The organism is Marinoscillum sp. HNIBRBA16962 (assembly GCF_057801515.1).
Map to the genome: position 1 here is coordinate 879,675 of NZ_CM173603.1, position 20,612 is coordinate 900,286.

The 20,612-nt window shown below is 42.7% G+C and carries 21 protein-coding genes; 13 read left to right on the forward strand and 8 right to left on the reverse strand.

The genetic code is table 11. The features are described from left to right. Window positions 1-97: 97 nt before the first annotated feature. From AC3E9V_RS03530 to AC3E9V_RS03540, 3 genes are read right to left on the reverse strand one after another with little or no spacing between them, the layout of a single operon-like run. Window positions 98-2,968, reverse strand: coding sequence for a tetratricopeptide repeat protein (locus AC3E9V_RS03530; protein WP_488751805.1), 2,871 nt, complete (start codon window positions 2,966-2,968; stop codon window positions 98-100). A gap of 21 nt (window positions 2,969-2,989) precedes the next feature. After that, entirely contained in the window at window positions 2,990-3,277 is a 288-nt protein-coding gene (gatC, locus tag AC3E9V_RS03535) for an Asp-tRNA(Asn)/Glu-tRNA(Gln) amidotransferase subunit GatC (protein ID WP_488751806.1), read from the reverse strand. Between the two features lie 27 nt (window positions 3,278-3,304). Next, a complete protein-coding gene (locus AC3E9V_RS03540; protein ID WP_488751807.1) occupies window positions 3,305-4,057 on the reverse strand; it encodes a lysophospholipid acyltransferase family protein in 753 nt (250 codons plus the stop codon). A 145-nt stretch (window positions 4,058-4,202) separates the two neighbouring features. On the opposite strand from AC3E9V_RS03540, the gene AC3E9V_RS03545 reads away from it, so the two are divergent. From AC3E9V_RS03545 to AC3E9V_RS03570, 6 genes are all read left to right on the forward strand, one after another. Continuing rightward, complete coding sequence (locus tag AC3E9V_RS03545) at window positions 4,203-5,117, forward strand: ABC transporter ATP-binding protein (RefSeq protein ID WP_488751808.1); 915 nt, start codon at window positions 4,203-4,205, stop codon at window positions 5,115-5,117. Beyond that, entirely contained in the window at window positions 5,110-6,435 is a 1,326-nt protein-coding gene (locus AC3E9V_RS03550) for an ABC transporter permease (protein WP_488751809.1), read from the forward strand. The genes AC3E9V_RS03545 and AC3E9V_RS03550 overlap by 8 nt, the downstream gene beginning before the upstream one ends. Window positions 6,436-6,648: 213 nt before the next feature. Next, complete coding sequence (locus AC3E9V_RS03555; RefSeq protein ID WP_488751810.1) at window positions 6,649-7,902, forward strand: sensor histidine kinase; 1,254 nt, start codon at window positions 6,649-6,651, stop codon at window positions 7,900-7,902. Window positions 7,903-7,989: 87 nt separating this feature from the next. Further along, window positions 7,990-9,498: a F0F1 ATP synthase subunit beta gene (atpD, locus tag AC3E9V_RS03560; protein ID WP_488751811.1), complete on the forward strand. Its 1,509-nt coding sequence runs from the start codon at window positions 7,990-7,992 to the stop codon at window positions 9,496-9,498. Window positions 9,499-9,503: 5 nt separating this feature from the next. After that, window positions 9,504-9,764, forward strand: a complete 261-nt coding sequence (gene atpC / locus AC3E9V_RS03565; RefSeq protein WP_488751812.1) for an ATP synthase F1 subunit epsilon — start codon at window positions 9,504-9,506, stop codon at window positions 9,762-9,764. A gap of 142 nt (window positions 9,765-9,906) precedes the next feature. Then, on the forward strand, window positions 9,907-11,169 hold the full coding sequence (locus AC3E9V_RS03570) for a CHASE2 domain-containing protein (protein WP_488751813.1): 1,263 nt from the start codon (window positions 9,907-9,909) through the stop codon (window positions 11,167-11,169). On the opposite strand, the gene AC3E9V_RS03575 is transcribed toward AC3E9V_RS03570, so the two are convergent. After that, entirely contained in the window at window positions 11,170-13,626 is a 2,457-nt protein-coding gene (locus tag AC3E9V_RS03575) for an ABC transporter permease (RefSeq protein WP_488751814.1), read from the reverse strand. Between the two features lie 445 nt (window positions 13,627-14,071). Between AC3E9V_RS03575 and AC3E9V_RS03580 the strand changes: the two genes are divergently transcribed. Together AC3E9V_RS03580 and AC3E9V_RS03585 are read left to right on the forward strand one after the other, a co-directional pair. Next, on the forward strand, window positions 14,072-14,554 hold the full coding sequence (locus tag AC3E9V_RS03580; protein ID WP_488751815.1) for a hypothetical protein: 483 nt from the start codon (window positions 14,072-14,074) through the stop codon (window positions 14,552-14,554). Window positions 14,555-14,579: 25 nt separating this feature from the next. Further along, on the forward strand, window positions 14,580-15,020 hold the full coding sequence (locus AC3E9V_RS03585; RefSeq protein ID WP_488751816.1) for a SiaC family regulatory phosphoprotein: 441 nt from the start codon (window positions 14,580-14,582) through the stop codon (window positions 15,018-15,020). 83 nt (window positions 15,021-15,103) lie between these two features. On the opposite strand, the gene AC3E9V_RS03590 is transcribed toward AC3E9V_RS03585, so the two are convergent. Further along, window positions 15,104-15,691 carry an aminotransferase class IV gene (locus tag AC3E9V_RS03590; RefSeq protein WP_488751817.1) on the reverse strand — a complete coding sequence of 196 codons (588 nt, stop codon included), beginning with the start codon at window positions 15,689-15,691 and terminating at the stop codon, window positions 15,104-15,106. Between the two features lie 94 nt (window positions 15,692-15,785). Here AC3E9V_RS03590 and AC3E9V_RS03595 point away from each other — a divergent pair, with 94 nt between their 5' ends. From AC3E9V_RS03595 to AC3E9V_RS03605, 3 genes are read left to right on the forward strand one after another with little or no spacing between them, the layout of a single operon-like run. Next, window positions 15,786-16,247: a hypothetical protein gene (locus AC3E9V_RS03595; RefSeq protein WP_488751818.1), complete on the forward strand. Its 462-nt coding sequence runs from the start codon at window positions 15,786-15,788 to the stop codon at window positions 16,245-16,247. Continuing rightward, window positions 16,204-17,034 (forward strand): hypothetical protein, encoded by an 831-nt coding sequence (locus tag AC3E9V_RS03600; RefSeq protein ID WP_488751819.1) that lies wholly within the window; start codon window positions 16,204-16,206, stop codon window positions 17,032-17,034. The genes AC3E9V_RS03595 and AC3E9V_RS03600 overlap by 44 nt, the downstream gene beginning before the upstream one ends. 30 nt (window positions 17,035-17,064) lie before the next feature. Further along, a complete protein-coding gene (locus AC3E9V_RS03605) occupies window positions 17,065-17,646 on the forward strand; it encodes a hypothetical protein (RefSeq protein WP_488751820.1) in 582 nt (193 codons plus the stop codon). Between the two features lie 46 nt (window positions 17,647-17,692). Here AC3E9V_RS03605 and AC3E9V_RS03610 read toward each other — a convergent pair whose 3' ends face one another. Genes AC3E9V_RS03610 through AC3E9V_RS03620 form a run of 3 tightly spaced genes read right to left on the reverse strand, consistent with a single transcriptional unit; the run spans window position 17,693 to window position 19,629 of the window. Beyond that, window positions 17,693-18,661 (reverse strand): aminodeoxychorismate synthase component I, encoded by a 969-nt coding sequence (locus AC3E9V_RS03610; protein ID WP_488751821.1) that lies wholly within the window; start codon window positions 18,659-18,661, stop codon window positions 17,693-17,695. Beyond that, a complete protein-coding gene (locus AC3E9V_RS03615) occupies window positions 18,645-18,959 on the reverse strand; it encodes a DUF6787 family protein (RefSeq protein ID WP_488751822.1) in 315 nt (104 codons plus the stop codon). Before AC3E9V_RS03615 ends, AC3E9V_RS03610 begins: the two co-directional genes overlap by 17 nt. Next, window positions 18,946-19,629, reverse strand: a complete 684-nt coding sequence (locus tag AC3E9V_RS03620; protein ID WP_488751823.1) for an RluA family pseudouridine synthase — start codon at window positions 19,627-19,629, stop codon at window positions 18,946-18,948. The genes AC3E9V_RS03615 and AC3E9V_RS03620 overlap by 14 nt, the downstream gene beginning before the upstream one ends. Window positions 19,630-19,656: 27 nt before the next feature. On the opposite strand from AC3E9V_RS03620, the gene AC3E9V_RS03625 reads away from it, so the two are divergent. Both AC3E9V_RS03625 and AC3E9V_RS03630 read left to right on the forward strand, forming a co-directional pair. After that, a complete protein-coding gene (locus tag AC3E9V_RS03625; RefSeq protein WP_488751824.1) occupies window positions 19,657-19,956 on the forward strand; it encodes a hypothetical protein in 300 nt (99 codons plus the stop codon). Further along, complete coding sequence (locus tag AC3E9V_RS03630; RefSeq protein ID WP_488751825.1) at window positions 19,943-20,587, forward strand: ATP-binding cassette domain-containing protein; 645 nt, start codon at window positions 19,943-19,945, stop codon at window positions 20,585-20,587. Before AC3E9V_RS03625 ends, AC3E9V_RS03630 begins: the two co-directional genes overlap by 14 nt. Window positions 20,588-20,612: the final 25 nt, after the last annotated feature.

Consider the following 20,612-nt stretch of genomic DNA (forward strand, 5'->3'; position numbering starts at 1 on the left):
TTCCCTGAACTATTATTTCTGCCTACAGACTTACATGGACGCACGATAAAAGAATACATTGTTATTTTGCCCAGCCGTCGGTTCACATAAACCACCCTCACCATCCACTCTCCTGCTCGATGGCTTCTATTTTTTGATTTACCGTATCTACATACCGGAAGTATTCGTCTTCCGGCAAAAATGCTGAAAGCCTGTTTAGCGGTGCGGTGGCGTAATCCGTCAGGTTCATCTGAAGGCACTGATCGATGTAGGCTTTAATGATTCTTGGGCTGTGCCGGTTTAAGTTATAGGCCTGGACCAGTGCATCATAGGCAGTGTTTTCGTCCAGTTTGTTGAGCTCGTGTACAGCGGCCAGGAAGAGCGGGACATTCAGCGCATTTCGGTTGGCGATTTCAGCAAGGCTCCTTGCTTTTACCGTATCTGCTTCGGCCTGCAATGCCTGAGACAGCACATGATCATTTTCCACTTTTCGCCCGTTAGCAAGCGCTATCAGGAGCTCAGCTTCCCGGAAGGCATTGCGGGGCAGGTACGGGGCAAACAAGTCACGGTAGTCCGCCAGCTTTTCGTACGCTTCTTCCAGCAAGAGCTCTGCCTCGATTTTTTGCCATAAGGAAAACACATACGGGGGATCAGCCTTTGCTAAAAGCACACTGGCTTCCGCCAAAGAGTAATCCTCATAGAAATAATACATGCGGGTGAGCTGCTCATCGAGGGTCAGATCACCTTTCTTCATTATTTTTTCCAGGTCTGTGGCCAATTGCCCATAAGCGGAATCAGCCTTCACGAGTGATCCGGTCCAACTGAGCGCAGCCTCAAATTCCCCCATTTCCATCAGGGTGGCGACTTTGCTCAGTAGCGATTTTTGGCTCCCCTGAGCAATAGCTTCTTCGAAAAAGCTCAGTGCATTGGGCAATGCATGCTGTTCCAAAGCCATCAGCCCTGCCTCATGCAGGTATTCAGCCTGAAAGATATCGCGTGATTCGACTCTGAGGATGTCATGTGAAAGAACGGCTTGATTCACATCACCCTGCAGGTAGTTACTAAGACTGGCAGCATGTTTTGCATTTTGAAAAACCGATTCATCCATTAGTCCCTGGCTCAGGGCTCTTTCCAGGTGGCTTCCCAACTCCTCATTTTGAAAGAACCAGGCAGCATTAATCAGGTAAGTGACCCTGTGCAGGGGGTATGAAGGGTATAGAAAACTACTGTCAAAAGGCACATTTAGCTGTATCCCTTCCAGGAGCTGTCTGTGTAGAATATTCGTTTTTACAGCAATATTTCCTTCATTATAAGCCTTGATTGCTGCAGAGGTATCCAGGGGCTGTACTTTCCATCGGTTCACCTCGTTAGCGTTTGTCCATTTATCACCTGAACCTGACTGATTTAAGTACTGCAGGGCCTGTTCTGTTTCTCCCAGATCCAGGTAAGTGAGCCCCAGGTTATTTAGCAATTGATTATTAGAGGGAAATTGCCTCAGGCCTTCTTTCAGGCTTACCAGGGAGGGTGTGGATTCTCCCTGCATTGCAAGAGTGCTTGAATGGTTTACGAAGCTCTGTGGGGAGGGGTACCTGAGTGTGGCCCTCCTGAAACGATAAGTGGCCTCATCAATGTCCTGGTTTTGTAATTGATGGTAAGCTATTTTGTAGTTTGAAAAATGGTTATCATGTCCATAAATACTTCCTTCGCGAAAATATTCCTGAGCCAGGGGTACTTCTCCCGTGCTTTCCGCCTGGATGCCCAGGTAGTTATAATGCCCCGCCCGAAACAGGAGAAAAGGCTCTTTGCTGGCCAGGAAGAAAAAACCTGCTACGGCAGCTATACCAGCTAATTTGGCACTTACATATGGGAAATTCTGCTCTTTATACGCGATCTTGTATACCTGCAGGCCTTTACTTAGCGGGTTAATAAAATTTAAAATGAGATAGAAGAAAAACATCACCCCAAACCCCAGGTGACAGTAAATGATGAAATAATGCAGGCCTTCATAGACTGCATCGTTTCCCTGAAAAAAAGCCAGCCCCAGGAAGCCAAACGTGGTGATACCCAGGCCTGTAAATACAAGTTTTAAATGTTCCGGGGAAATAATATTTTCGAATATTTTCTGCTTAAACTTTAAACTCCACAGGGCAACAAGGCTGCTAATTGTCAAAAGGATATAGGGATCAAAATAAGTCAGATCCGGATTGATCAAGCCGGATTTTTTGCCATAGTAAGCGCCAAGGAATGCAAGATAGATCAACGAAAAAATGAAAAAGTGAATGTGATTGTTCCTGCCTCCTTTGGATTGAGTGATGAGGTAAAGGATCCCAAAAACATTTTCTTCTGCGATGATCAGGAGAAAGATGAGTGCAACTATAACCAGTCCGAAGTAGCTGCCGGTAATTAGCTGGTTTTGAAGTGCAACCGGATCAGTCTGCGAAAATAAGATGATCAGGACAGAAACGGCAACCAGAGACCCGAAACGGATCAAAAAAAGAGTGCCGGAGTAAAAGGCATGAAACAAATATGCGGGTATGAGATATCCGGCCAGGACAATGATAACAGGAAGGCTGGACTGCACATCCAGCCCGAATAAACCAATATCCTGCAATCGGAGGTTGATTATAAAAAAAATAAACAGCCCGGCAATTCCAATGAACCATAATCTGGAGAGGTAGGTACTTACTGCCAGGATAATACAGATACCCAGAAAGATGGTAAACAGGAAGAAAGCATTACTTGTGGTTTTTGTCTCGATGGGGCCTGCTGAGAAGTTTTCTGCCAGTTCGTAAGATGTTCCCGTAAAGTCAAATGTAAAGGAGCCCTTTTGGAATCGATGGACCAATACTTCTTCTGACTCTGCAGAGGTGGTCACGTTCCATGGTATGCTGAGGTCGTATCCTTTAAAATAACCGTAAAGTATCACCACCAGGAATCCAATAAACAATCCTGCAAAGGTTTTTTGGAGTATTCCGGAAGAGACTTTCACGTATGCATTACATTTAGTGCTTTATTCCAAGACTTTGGGCACTCTGAAATAGTCCTCATCTTTCTTGGGGGCATTTTTAAGAGCTCGTTCATGTGATAAGTGTTCACCCTTCTTGTCTTCACGAAATGCGTTCACCTCAAAAGACATATTGGTCAGGGGCTCTACCCCTTCTGTGTCGAGCTCGTTAAGTTTTTCTACCCAGGTAAGGATTTCCTCCAGGTCTTTGATATAGCTTTCCTCTTTTGCAGGATCTATTTCCAGACGTGCCAGGTGAGCTATTTTATGAAGTGTTTCTTTATCTATTTTCATAGAGTAAACTATTTCCGGGAAGCAATATTACTTAACAGCCCTGACTTTATCCTGATGATGAGCGTTTAGTTCGTCCTGTATGATCTGAAATACTTCGTTTTTCATTCGATTTACTTCATCACCCGAGTTTCCCCGGGGAAACACCGGTTCATGGACTATTACTTTACAGCAGTGCCGATGAAGCCTCAGAGGAGATTTATCTGGGACGATGCGGTAGTTAAACGGCATGGTAACGGGAATGATCGGAATGTTTTTCTCCACACTTAAAATAAAAGCTCCATCCCTGAACGGTACCATTTTGGGAATGTGTTCTTCCTGGACTTTTACGCCTCCTTCGGGGAAAAACGCAACCCGAAACCGATCATTGAGGGCTTCTTTAGACTTCTTTAGGCTTTCAGCTCTGCTTCTTATGCTTGAGCGATTTACTGTAATGTGGATTTTACGATAGAAGTACCCGAAAAGAGGAATTTTGGATAATGAACTCTTGCCTATAAATTTTGGCCGAAACAGGAGAAACAATGTTGGGATGTCAAAGTAAGAAAAGTGATTGGCACAATAGATATATTGTTTTTTAGGGTCCGGTTTAAATCTCCAGTCTACTTTTACCCGAATAAAAACCGAGATGAAAAAGGTCCACGCCCAAATGGTATGTATCCTTAGAGCAAGGTGATGCCAGCTTTTCTTCTGACAGAGGAGGACCATAATGGGGACATAGATCAAACAGAGCAGGATAAAAATGATCACTGCGTAGATTGTATATAAGGTTGATAATACTCTCAATCTTTAAAGGTCGTTTTTTGGAGCGGGCTTAAAAAATTTCCTGTAAGTGTAATAAATTCAAAATAAATTAGACTAATCTCATGAACTGATCAGCCAGCAAATCTTAAAATCTTTTAAAAATCATTCAAATTAAAAAAGGAAGCCATTGGAACTACTACGTGTTGACAACATCAGTAAATCCTATAGCAACCATCAGGCTCTCAAAGATGTGAGTCTGGGTATTCCTCAGGGGAGTATTTTTGGTCTTTTAGGGCCGAATGGTGCAGGGAAAACAACGCTGATCCGAATTATCACAAGAATTATCGAGCAGGATGCCGGCAAGGCTTATTTAAATGAAAAGGAGATCACTCCGGAGTTGGTCAGAAAGATCGGTTACCTGCCGGAGGAGCGCGGACTCTACAAGAAAATGAAAGTAGGGGAGCAACTCATGTACCTGGCCCGGCTTAAAGGGCTCAGCAGTTCTGAGGCTAAAACCCGGATCAAGTCATGGTTAAAAAGGCTTGACCTCTCAGAGTGGGCTGGCAAAAATATTGAGGACCTGTCCAAGGGGATGGCTCAAAAGGTACAGTTTATTGCTACAGTACTTCATGAGCCGGATCTCATCATTTTGGATGAGCCGTTTTCAGGTTTTGACCCGGTCAACGCCAACCTGATCAAAGATGAGATCCTTGAGCTGAGGGATAAGGGAGCGACTGTGATATTCTCCACCCACCGGATGGAGTCTGTAGAGGAGCTTTGTGATCACATAGCACTGATCAATAAATCACACAAGATCCTCGACGGTAAAAAGCTGGATATCAAGAATGACCACAAAGACGGTACCTTTATTATCACGCATGAAGGGACATTGCAGCCTTCGGCTGAGTTTGAAATCCTGAAAACAGGAACTACTGAAAGTGGTCTGGCCGAGTCTATTGTAAAAAACAAAACCGAAGGAGGACCTAATAATCTGATCAGGGTACTCCTGCAGAAGGATGTGGAGATCCATTCCTTTATCGAAAAAGTACCATCCATCAATGAAATCTTTATCTCAAAAGTGAAAGGAGGAAGCCATGAATAACATTGGAATTATCATCGGAAGAGAATATTTATCCCGGGTTAAGAAGCGGTCATTTATTATTATGACCATATTGGCTCCATTGCTGTTTGGAGGCTTTTTCTTCTTTATTGGCTGGACAGCCACAAAGGGAATTGACACCAAGAACATCCAGGTGGTTGATGAGAGCGGGTTGTTTGCCGAGGTTTTTGTGGATACTGATGAGAGTACGTTTAATTATTCGGGTAATACACTGGAGCAGGGGAAAGAAGATATCCTGAATGGAGAGTTTGATGGACTCTTGTACATCCCCAAACTGGATGTAGATAAGCCTGATGGCGTAGTCTTTTATGCTCCCAATAATCCAAGTATCGGCTTGGTAAGCGGTTTGCGAAAAAAGATAGAAGGTGAGCTCGAAAACATCAAGCTCCGAAGATCAGGTATAGATAAAGAGGTGCTGGATGGTTTGAAAGCTAATATTGATGTAAGCACCATAAACCTCTCTGACTCTGGAGCCGAAAAGGAAAGTAGCTCCGTCGGAGCAACTGCGGTTGGATATATCTCGGCTTTTATGATCTACATGTTCATTTTTATCTATGGCGCCATGTGTATGCGTGGAGTGGTAGAAGAAAAAACAAGCCGGATCATTGAGGTGGTTATTGCTTCCGTAAAGCCTTTTCAGCTGATGATGGGAAAAGTAATAGGTATAGCCGGAGTGGGGCTTTCTCAGTTTCTCCTCTGGATCATCCTGACCATTGGTATCAGTGCTATAGCAGGGAGTATTTTTATGGATAAAGCTTCTGATATGCAACAGCAACAAACAGAGCAAATGGAACAGATGAACATTCCGCAGGATGAGGTGCAGAAAGAAGTAAATGACAACCTGTTTGGAAAAATTAGCGGAGCTGTTGAGTCCATTAATCTGCCCCTGGTGATCGTGTCATTTCTGTTTTACTTCCTGACCGGATATTTGCTGTACGGCGCCCTCTTTGCTGCTATAGGCTCGGCTGTGGACAGTGATGCGGATGCTCAGCAATTTATGTTTCCGGTTACCATACCGCTTATTGCCTCCATCGTGATGCTAAGTGCGGTACTTAATGACCCGAACGGTTCTTTAGCATTCTGGATGTCTATGATACCCTTTTCATCGCCGGTCATCATGATGATGCGTGTGCCTTTTGGAGTGCCGCTCTGGCAGCTGGGGCTGTCTATGGTGCTGATGATCGGGGGATTTATCTTTACCATTTGGGTGGCCAGTCGTATTTACCGTATCGGTATTTTGATGCACGGCACCAAGGTCAACTATAAGGTGCTGGCCAGGTGGTTTATGATGAAGAATTAACCCGGAAAATTCTCATGAATTTTCCGCCTTGCGGCTGACGATTTACAAAATCCTAATTGGTTAGGATAGTTATGATTAAAGTTCCTTTCATACATTAAGGAACAAGGGTTTTGTAAATGTCAGGGTTACCCTGACATAACTTATTGAAATCCACCATTTTCAATAAGTTATCGTCATTATTCACGACAAAGTTGTGAAATCGGGTTAACCTTATTGTATAAATTACTGCCTGAAACATTTTCGTTTCAGGCAGTGAATAAATACAAGCAAGAACCTACCATAAGTCTCTACTCAGAGCGATCCTCGTTCAAATGGGTCGTTTTAGGCATTTCGGTCATCATCGGTGCAGGATCCATCATCTACACCAATCAGTTAGTGGATAGAATCCGTCAGCGTGAACACAAACAGATAGATCTCTATGCGCGCACATTGGAGTACCTCGCCAATGAGGCTTATGAACCCAACGTAGTCTTTATTCTGGAGGAGATCATTAATGCCAATAACACCATCCCGGTTATCCTTACAGATGAGTATGGAAACCCACTGGAGTATCGTAACATTCCAGCCGCTAATCGCATAGAGGATGAAGCTGAGAGAAAAGAGTTTCTGGGTAGAGAAATCAGTGACATGCGTGAAGAGCGTGAGCCCATCACTATCCGGCTGGTGGATGACCAGGAGCAGGTTTTTGCTTTCAGAAACATTTACTACAGAAACTCCATGCTGCTGGTTCAGCTGAGGTATTATCCTTATGTTCAGCTATCCATTATCGCGATTTTTGGGATGATTACTTTCGCCATTTTTAATTATTCGAGGACTGCAGAGCAAAACAGAGTATGGGTGGGACTGGCCAAAGAAACGGCTCATCAGCTGGGTACTCCACTTTCATCACTGATGGCCTGGGTGGAATATTTCAAAGAAACTTATCCGGATCAGAAAGAGATATTTGGTGAACTGCAAAAAGATGTGGACCGGCTCGGGATGATTACCGAGCGCTTTTCAAACATCGGCAGTGTTCCGCAAATGCAGGAGGAAAATGTGTTAGAGGTGGTCAATGAAGTAGTCCGGTACCTGCAAAACCGGATCTCGAGAAAAGTATCTATGCGGATTGACACATTTCCCTCGGATGAGATAGGCGCTTACCTGAACCGCCCTCTTTTTGCCTGGGTGGTGGAAAACATCATTAAAAATGCTGTGGATGCTATGGAAGGCAAGGGGGAGATTGCTATAAAGATCCTCAAGGTCAATGAAGGCAAAGTAGCCGTAGACATCAGCGATACAGGGAAAGGCATACCAAAATCAAAGATCGGTCAGGTATTTAAGCCGGGTTATACTACTAAAAAGAGAGGCTGGGGGCTGGGGTTGGCATTGACCAGGCGGATCATCGAAAATTATCACGGAGGGAAGGTCTTTGTAAAGAGCTCCGAGCTACACCGCGGAACCACCTTTAGAATATTATTAAAAACCTGACAGTTTTCGCCTGTCGCTTTTTCTCTTAACCAATTTTAGATTAATTTCGCACTCGATTCTAATAGTGCGTATAAAAATCAATTCATAATGGCTAATAAAGGCAAAATCACCCAGGTAATCGGTCCTGTTGTCGACGTAAGTTTTGACGTGGAAGGTTCCACGCTTCCAAACATCATGGATGCGTTAAAAGTCACTAAAAATGACGGTACCGAGGTAGTATTGGAGGTGCAGCAACACCTAGGAGAGGAAACAGTGCGTACCGTGGCAATGGACGCGACAGATGGAATGATGAGAGGCATGGAAGTGGTAGATTTGGGTACGCCTATTAGAATGCCTGTTGGAGACGATATTAAGGGACGACTTTTTAATGTTGTAGGAAGTGCTATTGATGGTCTTCCTCAGCCGGAAGGAAAAGAAGGTCTTCCTATCCACCGTAGTGCTCCGAAGTTTGAAGACCTGACCACATCTACTGAAGTTCTCTATACAGGGATCAAAGTAATTGACCTGATCGAACCATACGCTAAAGGCGGAAAAATCGGGCTCTTTGGTGGTGCCGGTGTTGGTAAGACGGTTTTGATCCAGGAGCTGATCAATAACATTGCAAAAGCTTATGCTGGTCTTTCTGTGTTTGCGGGTGTGGGTGAAAGAACCCGTGAAGGAAATGACCTGCTTCGGGAAATGATCGAAGCTGGTATCGTAAACTACGGGGAGAAGTTTAAACAGTCCATGGAAGAAGGAGGATGGGATCTGTCTACGGTAACTTCAGATGACCTGAAAGAATCCAAAGCAACCTTCGTATTCGGTCAGATGAATGAGCCTCCGGGAGCACGTGCCCGGGTAGCGCTTTCAGGGTTAACCATAGCTGAGTACTTTCGGGATGGAGATGGCTCAGGAAAAGGAAGAGACATCCTTTTCTTCGTAGATAATATTTTCCGATTCACCCAGGCAGGTTCTGAGGTGTCAGCACTTCTTGGACGTATGCCTTCAGCTGTGGGATATCAACCTACACTTGCTACCGAGATGGGAGCTATGCAGGAGCGGATTACGTCTACAAAGAATGGATCCATCACCTCGGTACAGGCAGTGTACGTACCAGCAGATGACCTGACTGACCCTGCACCGGCTACAACCTTCTCTCACCTGGATGCTACCACGGTACTTTCAAGAAAGATTTCTGAGCTTGGTATCTATCCTGCTGTGGATCCCCTGGATTCAACCTCCAGAATTTTGAATGCAGAGACACTTGGAGATGAGCACTATGATTGTGCGCAGCGAGTGAAGGAGCTTCTACAACGATATAAAGAACTTCAGGATATCATTGCTATCCTGGGTATGGATGAGCTTTCTGATGAGGATAAGCTGGTTGTGCATCGCGCCAGAAGGGTGCAAAGGTTCCTTTCTCAGCCTTTCCATGTGGCCGAGCAGTTTACAGGACTTAAGGGAGTGCTCGTAGATATTAAGGATACCATCAAAGGATTTAATGAAATCATGGATGGTAAGCATGATAACCTTCCGGAGGCAGCATTTAACCTTGTAGGTACTATTGAGGATGCTGTTGCTAAAGGAGAAAAATTATTAGCAGAAGCTAACGCTTAATCGGTATGTTTCTAGAGATCGTAACACCGGACGAAAAAGTTTTTGAAGGAGAGGTTGCCAGTGCTTCGTTTCCCGGAAGCGACGGTTCTTTCCAGGTATTAAGTAATCACGCACCGATGATTTCTACTCTGGGTAAGGGGGATGTGAAGTTTGTAAGGGAAGTGAATAAAAAGCCGGAGGAAACCCACATTCTTGTGAGTGGGGGTGTTATTGAAGTGTTAAATAACAAGGTGACGGTTTTAGCTGAGAAAGTGATCAATGAATAAATAATCTTATTTCTTTCTGCAAAAAGGCTGTTTGGATAGGTTTCAAACAGCCTTTTTTTGTTTATACTATCACGTAGCTGATTTTGAAACTGTTAGACGTCTAAATCGTATTTTTTGAAAGATATTTTTTCATCTTTAGGAAATGAAACGTTTTTTACTGGACACAGCCCTTTGCACTCTATTTATTTTCGGCATAATTGGCCTTTTTACTTCTGTAAGCTATTTCAGGATTTTTGATTTATTTGACCCGGTTGGTGACATGTTTTCAGACTTTGAGATGAGTGATCTGGTTATGTCTCAGTTGCGCGAACCACCGCTTGCAGATGAAGACATTGTGATGGTAAACATCGCCCATGCGAACCGGGAGCAGATTGCTGTGATGATCCGGATCCTGGAGCAGTATCAACCTGCAGTGATAGGTGTGGATGTCACATTTGCTGAGCCGAAACCCTACGCAGAGGACAGTCTCTTTGCAGCAACACTTGAAATGTATGACAACATCGTGATAGGTAGTGAGCTGCGGATGCCAAATAATAAAACCGGACTTTTTGATACCTTGATTGTTCCGGAACCAATTCTTGCCCGGCATGCTGATTTTGGTTTTGTTAATTTAATTACCGATGCTGAGAATCAGGATGATGTAAAAACGAACAGGGATTTTCTTGTAAAACATAGGGTGAAGGATATGGAGGAGGAGCAATATGCATTTGCCGTTAAGCTTGCCGAGCATAAAAACCCTGAGGCTACCCAAAGGTTTCTGGATAGGGGAAATATGATTGAAGTGGTTAATTACAAAGGAAACGTGATGGACTTTGGGCGCTCTACCTTCGGTACCAGGTACTTTGTGCTGGATGTTCATGAGGTCTTCAATGAGACATTCAGCAAGGATCTTTTGAAAGATAAAGTGGTCATCATGTGTTTTATGGGGGCTTATTTGGGAGATCAAACCACCAGGGATGATCTGTATTTTACTCCCTTAAACAAAAATTATGTGGGAAAGGCTGAACCTGATATGTTTGGAGGAGTCATTCATGCCAATATTGTCTCCATGATTCTGGAGGGAGATTACATAGATAAAATGTCCCGGGCTACGGGGATTTGGACTGCTGTGCTTATTTGTATTTTCAATGTATTTCTCTTTAAGCTTATTTACGGTGCCTTACCGAAATGGTACGATGGATTAACGAAGCTGATCCAGCTTTTCCAGGTAATTTTCCTGGCCTCTCTGATGATATGGCTTTTTAACGCTTTTAATTACAAGACCGAGTTTACGCTTGCCATAGTTGTGGTGGCTCTTTCAGGAGATTCCATAGAAGTTTATCACGGTGTAATCAAAAATCTCTTTAACAAAAAAGAACGCAGGAACCTCTTCAAGGTCAATAAGGGATTTTTAAAGGAAGGATAGCTATTCCTCCTTCAAGTAATCCACCGGATTTATCTTTGAAGCTTTGATCATCTGGAAACTCATGGTAAGCACTGATATTATCAGCATGATTCCTCCGGCAATGATCAATGTAAAAACTGACAGCTCGTCTCTTACCGGGTAGTTTTCCACCCATTTAGACATGACAAACCAGCTGCCCGGAGCTCCTAATAAGAAACCGATTACCAGCAGCTTGCCAAAATCACGACTCAAAAGGATCCAAATATTTGTCAAAGATGCTCCCAGGACCTTCCTGATACCGATTTCTTTATTGCGTTTTTCGATCACGAAAGCCACCAGACCTATCAGGCCTAAACAAGCGATGCAGATGGCCAGCACTGCAAGGCCGGTAAGTATTTTTCCAAACCGGATGGCGCTTTCGAAGACTGCAAGGTATTCCTGGTCAATAAATGAATAACTAAACGGCGATTTAGGGTTGGTTTTGATCCAGGTTGACTTCAAAGATTCAATAAGACCCGACATTTCTTCTCCTGATGCTTCACGGCTCAGGCTAATGGTTAGCTCCTGAGAGGGGTCTCTGAAGAGCGGAGCATTTTCTGCAAAGAGCGCAAAAGGATAATTCTGATTGGACAAACTCGTATTGAAATCTTCCACCACACCTATGATCCTGAATGATGCGCCATTGTAGGTAAGGTATTTGTTAAGCGCCTCTTCCGGCTCACTTAATCCGAAGCTTTTGACCAGTACTTTATTGACAATTACATTGGTTGAGTCATTAAATTCTTTCGAGAACCCCCGGCCATGCTGCAGTTTCAGGCCAAAGACCGGGATAAAATTCTCCTCGGTGGTTACATAGTTAACGGCAATTTGCTTTTCTTCTACACCTTTCATCCCAAAGTTGTCAAAATCAAAAACCAAAGGAGGAGTGTCTGAAGAAACGGTAACCTGATCCACCAATGGATCACTTAACACTTCATTTTTAAAAGATTCAATGGAAGTGCCAAGTCGTTCTGCATGCTCAATGATCAGCTTGTTGTCCCGGTCAAATCCAAGGTCGAGGTTTTGCCAGTACCTGACCTGATTATAAATGATGAGTGTACTCCCTATCATCAAAATAGATATGGCAAACTGGATGGTGACCAGTGCATTTCTCACTTGTTTTCCTTTTAATCCCTGGCTGACTTTGCCCTTAAGTACTTCTGAAGGTCTGAAAGCTGACAAGTAAAATGCGGGATACAGTCCACCTAAAAAAGCCACCAGCAAGACCAGTAGCGCTGTGATGAGTGCTGGAATGGGAGATAAAATGGGGCTGCTGGTAAGATTTAGCTCCATAATGTTATTGATCAGCGGGAGCATCATTTCTACAAGGAAGAGCGCTATGATGGCTGATGCAGTAACTAACAGGACGGATTCTGTAAGAAACTGATAGATCAGGAGTCTGCGATCTGACCCGATCACTTTACGAATTCCTACTTCCTTTGCCCGTGTAGTGGCTCTGGCAGTAGACAGGTTTACAAAATTGATAATGGACAGTACCAGTACGAGTCCGCCCACCAGCCATAGTATATATAAAGTCTTCACATCACCGGTTTTGTTGAGCCTTGAGTATACCACATGATCAGGAAGATGTATATCAAGGAGCGGCTGGATATATAGATCCCAGGTTTCACCGGAGGCTAAAAATTCCTCATAGGTGATGCCGCGGTATTTCTGCAGGAAGTGATTCAGGTATTTTCCGGGAACCCGGGCTACTTTATCTGCTACCACCTGAGGGTCTGCATCAGGCCTCAGCACGCCAAACGTGATAAATGTAGTCCACATCCATGAGTCGGAGCTCTTTTTGACCCGTGGGAAAGATGACATAGAGAGCAGGAAATCAAACTGGATATGAGAGTTATCGGGTATGTCTTCAGCAATACCTGTTATCTGGTATGTCTTTTTATGCTCACCCTCGCCCACTTCCAGGTGTTTTCCATAGGCGGGTTGGTCACCGAAATATTTCCGGGCTACGGAATTTGTGAGCACAATGCTGTTGGGGTTCTTCAGAGCGGTTTTTGGGTTGCCTTCTATTAAAGGAAAGGTGAAGACCTCCAGGAAGTTTGAATCTACTGCCAGTAACCCCTCTTCTTCAAAGACCACATAGTCATCATAATAATTGTGAGAAATTAATGATGGTCCGGGAGTATGAACCCTCGTCATTGCTTCAAACTCAGGTACCTCGCTTTGTACCGCCTGCATTACTGCAGGCCCTGTGGAGCCAAAAAGCGCATCATCATCTCCCCAGATAAATGTCTGATTTATCCGGTAAATGCGATCTGCCTTTGCATGAAACTGATCGTAGCTGAATTCTTGTTTAGTATATAGACCTATCAGTATACAAACTGCTAACCCTACCGAAAGACCAAAAAGGTGTAGAGAAGTAAAGAGTTTTTGACGCTGAATATTCCTGAAGGCTACGGTAAGAAGGTTTTTTATCATGGTCCTGTCATTTGAAAAGAATAGAGCCAATAGCTTGCCAGTATATTTAAGTATTTGAAAATCAGTAAGTTAAATTATTTGGGTGATATAAATAAGTTCGAAATCGAACATTTTAGCGTGCAGAAGTTCAGTCGACTGGTCTGCTTAAGTAAATCACCTAGTGGTGATTGTAAAGTCACTTAAAATTTACATAGGGAATCAGCTTAGTATTATCCAACAGTAGTTTTTCGCACTGCACCTAAATTTCTAAAATCGGCATTTCACTCTAATATAAGGGCATTTAAAGGCTCAATTTTGAATCATAATTTAAAAAGAAAAGCCATGAAATGAGCATGATGCCGGGACGCGTAGTCTCAACCCAATCCCGATAGCTATCGGGAGAGAACACCAATCGGGTATGATCAAAGGGTTGTAGCAAACCGCTTATTTCGTAACTACTGAAGCCATGAAAAAAGTATTCTTACTTGCACTGATAACCCTCGCCATCATCACCTTTGTGAAAGGTCAGGGGCTTCAGGCAAAGACTTACCTGGAACAGACCCACGTAAGTCCAAAATTTGGAACTGCCATTGGGTATAGTTTCAGGGATCAGATCGAGGTAGGAGGATTTTTCCAGCGTGCCGGTCAGTTAGAGGAGCCGGAAGCCGGAAGGCCGCTTAAAGCTGAGAATGAATTTTATGGGGTGTATTTCGCATACCCACTCCTGGCCGCAACCAGCACATCCATTAAGTTTAATGTAAGGACAGGGGTTTCCAACGGAGAGAACTTCGTGATCACGCCAAGTATAATGGCAAATTATAGACCTCTTAAGAACATTTCTATAGGAGGTGGAGTGGGAACCAGAGCATTTCGACCTACCTATATGGCGTCTATTACCATACAACTCAACAGTCAGACAAAAGCGTCAGGTTACCTGGCATCAAAATAAATCACCACTAAAAAGTAAGGAAACAATGACAACTCAATATGCAACAAAATACATTATGGATTTTTCAGGAATAATCTCCAAAAGGTCTAGTGACTTGCTCATCGAACCTACATATACCACACCTTTTGTGAAATACAGTGAAGATGAAGAAGTACTGATGATCAAAGGAAACTCTACGAACCTGGATATGCATCATTTTTATTACCCGGTCATATCTAAACTCAAGAAATATTTGGATACACATAGATCGTTCAAAGTGTATTTCTTCTTCAAAGAATTAAACACAAGCACAATTAAGGTACTGTTTGACCTCTTCAAATTCATCAGCTATAAAAAGCTTACAGGAACAGAAGTAGAGATAGCCTGGGGTGGAACCCGGGAACATCCGGCAGTTGAACAAACCGGAGCGGATTTCGCTGAATTGTATGACTTAAATTTTAAGTACGTTTTAGAAAACAGAGGCTAGTAACCAGCGTGGATTTTACAAATCCAGGTAAGCCGGAGGGTGGTCTTTCATGGCTTGTGTACCACCTTCCCGGCTTTACTTTTTTATAAGACATTAGCAGTACTCACCTCAAGATCTCCAAGGTCCATCATCGCATTTATCAGGCTTACCTTCTCATATGAGCTAATTTCATCAGCTCGAATGTTTTTTTCTTTTACCTGACCTGTATTTAGCAAGTGCTGCCTTTTTACTCCATTGAGCAGGTAGGTTTTGGGAACCCACCAATCTGCCCCATCCCAAAAAGTAGGATTGGCATAAAATGAATCGGTCACCATCCCCTTTTTAATAATCAGGATTTCATCCGCATTTTGTCTTAAGCTAAAAAGCCCTTCCAGTTCAGACCTGTCTTCATACTTGTGTGCATATTCAATGTCATCACTATTTACCAGCTTTATCTTTTTTATATCCCGAATCCTGTATTCGGAAAACTCAATATCTGTCTGCTCATGATCGTATATCACCCGGACTTTATACTTTTCATCATAATCCAGCTGAGGAAGGATCTCTTTGAGGTTATGAGGCGCAGCTCCGGGAAAGTGGCTTAGAAAGGCTCTGTTTACTCTCTTTTGATGCAGGCCGAGTAATGGATACCTCCCGTTTTCAAAGCAGATTGTTTCAATGAAGTGACTCATGTCCGTTAAATCGGATGGAGAATTTTTTACACTTAAACCAATATAACTGATTGAATTTTTTGTTACTTTTCCGTTTTTACTAAAATTCGCCTTTATGAAAAAGCTAAATTCTCTCTTTATTCTAAATATTTTACTGTTAGCTTCATGCAATGATCATGAAAATGTAGTTATCGATGAAATTGATCCCGGGAATAATTCTGAGATGACCTTTGCAAATGTTGATGTATTAAATCGAATTTCGAACGAAGTGCTATCATTGAGTACGGACCCTTTTTTCAGGCAATCACTTTATAATCTTGTTGAAACACAGCAATTTGGTGAACATAGCATTCTTACCGAATACTTAGGTGCATACCTGTCACAGCAAAGTAACCCATTGTCCCGGAAAAGTAAAGCCAGTCAATATGATAGCTTATTTAATGCAGATCATGAGACTCTTTATCCGCAAATTTACATTCCATTTTATGAAGAACATGTGGAAAATGGGGATATAGGTGCAAAGGACCCAGTAATTGTCGTGGGTTATTTCTTACAACGAAAGCCTCATAGATTTTGAAGGAACCACTAAAGTTGCATTACCAGAATTATGTCCCATTGATGATCCAAACTGCGGTGGTGAGATAGGAGGCGGATCACCTTTAGACGATTGGGGCTATGTAGATTTGTGTGCTTCAGATGGTGTTCCACAAGGAGGAAATGCGACTGATAGTAATGGTATAAATGTTTTTTTAGAAAAATTAAAGGTAAAATGCCATAAGGAAGGCTGGATAGCAGGGCGTAGTGAGGTGGTTATGGCACTTACCTCAAATGGATGTGCAGGGGTAGATTTGTTAAGATGGAAAACGGCATTAGAACCTCAGACAATAAATGGGAATACCTTCTATCAACCAACAATTCAACAATTTGAGGAATTTGAATGGAAAATAAAGCGAAGTGATGTGAAAGACAAGAAAACTTTTACCTTAAATAAGAATTTGACAGAACAAAAAAATCTTGCCGTTGATTGTCCAATCACAAACGGGACATGCTACATCGATTATTATGGAACTGTTGGCTGGGGATACTCTGATGGAAAGTTGGTAGATGGGAGAGGCGACTACATTTACTACCTTATATATGAACAAGATGCAGTCTTTAATGGGAAAAAGCATATTTTCAGCAATTGTCCTAATGAGGTGGAAATATATTATCCAAGTAGAGAAAGTGCATATGACTATGGACTTATGTCGTGGTATAAGCCGACTGGCTATATTAATAACTTATACCCGTGTTATAAGGGCACAAATAACAGTTGCATTGAATACAGGTTTTATACTAAAAAACGCGAACCCGTTACGTGGTAGTTTTTATGAGTTTCTAATAATTTAACTTATATGGGTAATAGATTGATAATATTGGCTTTCCTTTTGCTTATAAGCAAAATCGCCACTTCTCAAGACACAAAAGGTTTAGGACATAGCTTTGAGACTGGTTATGGGGGTGTTTTTTTTGGGTCAGGAGATTTAATAGGTACAGCTCTGGACTTTGAATATACACTACAAATTAACCCATACCTTGGGATATCTCCACACATTAATTTTGCGGCAGCAAAGCAATCTGCCAGTGTTTGGGGAAATTTCGATTTTACCAATTCTCAGACCTATGATTTGATTCTTGAATTTGTTCCTTTTCCTCGTTCCTGGGATGGGTTTTCAATAGGGATTGGGCCATCATACAGGATTGTTAACGGTATTTACGGTAATGGATATCAAAATCAGGATAATCAACAGTTTGGTTCATCTTTTGATTATCCAGTTTACATTGAAGAAAGCACTTTTGGGCTATCATCAGAACTAAGTGTTAGAATGTTCCGTCACAATAACTTATCTATCGGGGTCAAAAGTTTGCTTCAAATGTTATATACAAATGGTGATACTGCTGCCGGTGTATATTTGTATTTAGGATATAAGCTTTAAAAAGTGTTGTAGAATGAAGGTATGAAAGCTATGATAATCTTACTTTTCAGATAGGCACATAGATCTTATCGATAATTTCCTGGTATTCGTTTTCAGCTTTACTAAATGATGTGATCCCCCCACCGCTCTTATAATAGAGCTGATCACCTTCTTTTTCAATGAAACGGATCATAACTCCCGTATCCAGCTTTTCCCCGTCAAAGAGACCGCAAATACCTGTATAAAACCCCCTGTCATACCTTTCAGCATCACGTATGATTGCCAGGGTTTTGGGCTTCGGAGCACCGGAAATGGACCCGGCGGGGAGCAGCTGAAAGAGTATCGTACCGAGCTTGCCTTCATATCCGGCATGGAGCTTCCCTTTGATCTCGGAGCTTACCTGGAGTAGTGTCTTTTCATGAGTTTTCACCTCAGTGATAAACCGAAATCTGGTAACTTCCACCGTCTCTGCCACCTGACTCAGGTCGTTTCTTATAAGGTCGACAATGGTGACATGCTCGGCTGTTTCTTTTGGATCTTGCAGGATAGTAGAAGCTGCATCTTTGATTTTTGTGTCAATGGTTCCTTTCATGGGATAAGAATAAATATACCCATCCTCTATTTTGACGAATGTTTCAGGGGAGAATACTACGAACTGGTCCCTGTAACGCAGCTTGTATTGAGCATGACTGATTTCAAAAATACCCTGAAGTGACAGGCTTGTGCTGATGGGGTTTTTGAAGGTCAGGTTTACGAGGAACGAGTTGCCGATACTGATTTCATGAACCACCTGCCGGAAGGATTTTTCGAACTGGCTAAATGGCAAAGGCTTTTTTGAAAAGCTGAAAAAGAGGCTTGTTGAGTTTTGCGGGTGATTATGAAAGTTTCCGACCTGAAAAGAGACCTCTTCGGGATCAATGTCAGCAAGGGGTTTTACCCATGCTTTTTCACCTGGAAAATCGGTAAAGAAAAAAAAAGGTGTTTTGGAGGCACCAAGTTTGTTGATCCTGTCTATGGCTTCATTTCTCTCCAGCATGATCTTTCCGGCGGATTATTCTACGAAATGTGCGTTTTTCAAACTCCCAGAAAAAGCGAAACTGTCCAAAAATAAATCCATAAAAAAGTAGAATTATATTATAAATAGGGAGAATGAGCACGTAGTAAGCAATCGAAAACCAGATATTCTGGTCACCATCTGTGGTAAAAAAGGCTACGACCGGTCGCTTTAAGAACAGGACAGTAAATCCAGTGCAGGCAAAAACGATCAGAATGATGACTACCTGCCCTGTATTCTTAAGGTTCCATTTTTCCTGCAATCGATCAATCCAGCTCATGGATGTGTGTTTTAAATTCTTCCCAGTCCGGTAATGATTTTACTGAAAGCTCCTCTTTTCTGACCGGGTGCACAAAGCTAATCTTAAAAGCATGTAAGTGGATGCTTTTGTCTGAATTTGGTTCGGGGTAGCCATATTTCAGGTCTCCTTTGATGGGGCAGCCAAGCTGTGACAGTTGTACCCTGATTTGATGTGGACGTCCGGTTTTAGGCATAACTTGTAGCAGGCTGGTTTCTTTCCGGATGTTTATCAGTGTATAGTCCAGTTCGGCCTTTTTGGCATTTCCTTTTTGATTCACAAAAGCTTTCACAACGTTTCTCTTTGAGTCTTTATCCAGCCAGTGAATGAGCTTACCTGCAGGATTTTGAGGTTTCCCTGAGACCACTGCGAGGTAGGTTTTGTAGATTTTATCTTCTCGAAATAGTTTATTCATTCTTTCGAGTGCTTTTGAGGTCCGGGCAAAAACGGTGATGCCACTAACGGGCCTGTCCAGCCGGTGTGTGGGGTGGAGAAAGACATCTCCGGGCTTATTGTATGTTTTTTTAATGTATTCTCTGCCCCAGTCTGTGAGCGTTTTGTCTCCTGTTTTATCCCCCTGCACCAACCAGCCAGCCGGTTTTTGTAGGATAAGGAGGTGATTGTCTTCAAATAATACTAATGGCTGCTTCAACTCGTTTGATCTTAAAACCGTCTTAATTTGAGATTAATAAGAATACTTGCAATACTATACAGAGATTTTATTGTTTATAACCTGGTCTTCACTTTTTTAGCTGGTTACATTTTATATGCTTACGGTCGCTTTGGTATTCCTGGAGCTTTTTGGACGAAAGTCCTGGGCTTTGGTTTGTTAGGAGCAGGCTATTATTTCAACCGAAGGCATCGGTTCTACTTTTACCATAACCTGGGTATCTCAAGGAATAAGCTGGTTTGGTATGCCGTCTCAATCGATACGGTGATTTCGTTGTTCATCTTTTACCTCATCTATGTCTTTACTTGAAATAGATAGCGTCAACTTCAGCTACGGAACCAGCAAAATTCTCTCCGATATTTATCTCAGGGTGTCAATCGGAGAAGTCGTAGGCTTTTTAGGCAGAAACGGGTGCGGAAAGTCCACTCTGCTGAAGATCATATTCGGAGCATTAAAAGGGGAGAGTCAGTCTATTCGGGTAGATGGCGTTTATGCCGAGACACCTTTCGCTACAGGGAAAATCAAATTTGTGCCGCAGGAGGGTTTGTTTCCGGGTTTTTTGAAACCTCATCAGGCAGCCGACCTGTACGATTCGGATAAAAAGGTGCTGTCCGGAGATGAGACATTTACAGCTTATAAAGAAACCAGATTTGATCAAATGTCGGGTGGTGTGGCCAAATATATTGAGATGCTGATTGTCCTCTATTCACCCGCAAAGTTTGTGTTGCTGGATGAGCCGTTTTCGTATATCGCTCCGGTTTTGGTAGAACGGTTAATACCATTGTTGAAGGAAATATCTCAGGAGAAAGGTATATTATTAACGGACCACCAATACGAGTCCATATTAGAAGTTTCTGACCGGCTGTACCTGATGAGAAGTCAGTCCCTCAAAATCATCAATGGTCGTCAGGATCTGGTTGATTTGGGGTATGTCAGGTGATTTTTACAAAGGGTTAGAACAAGGA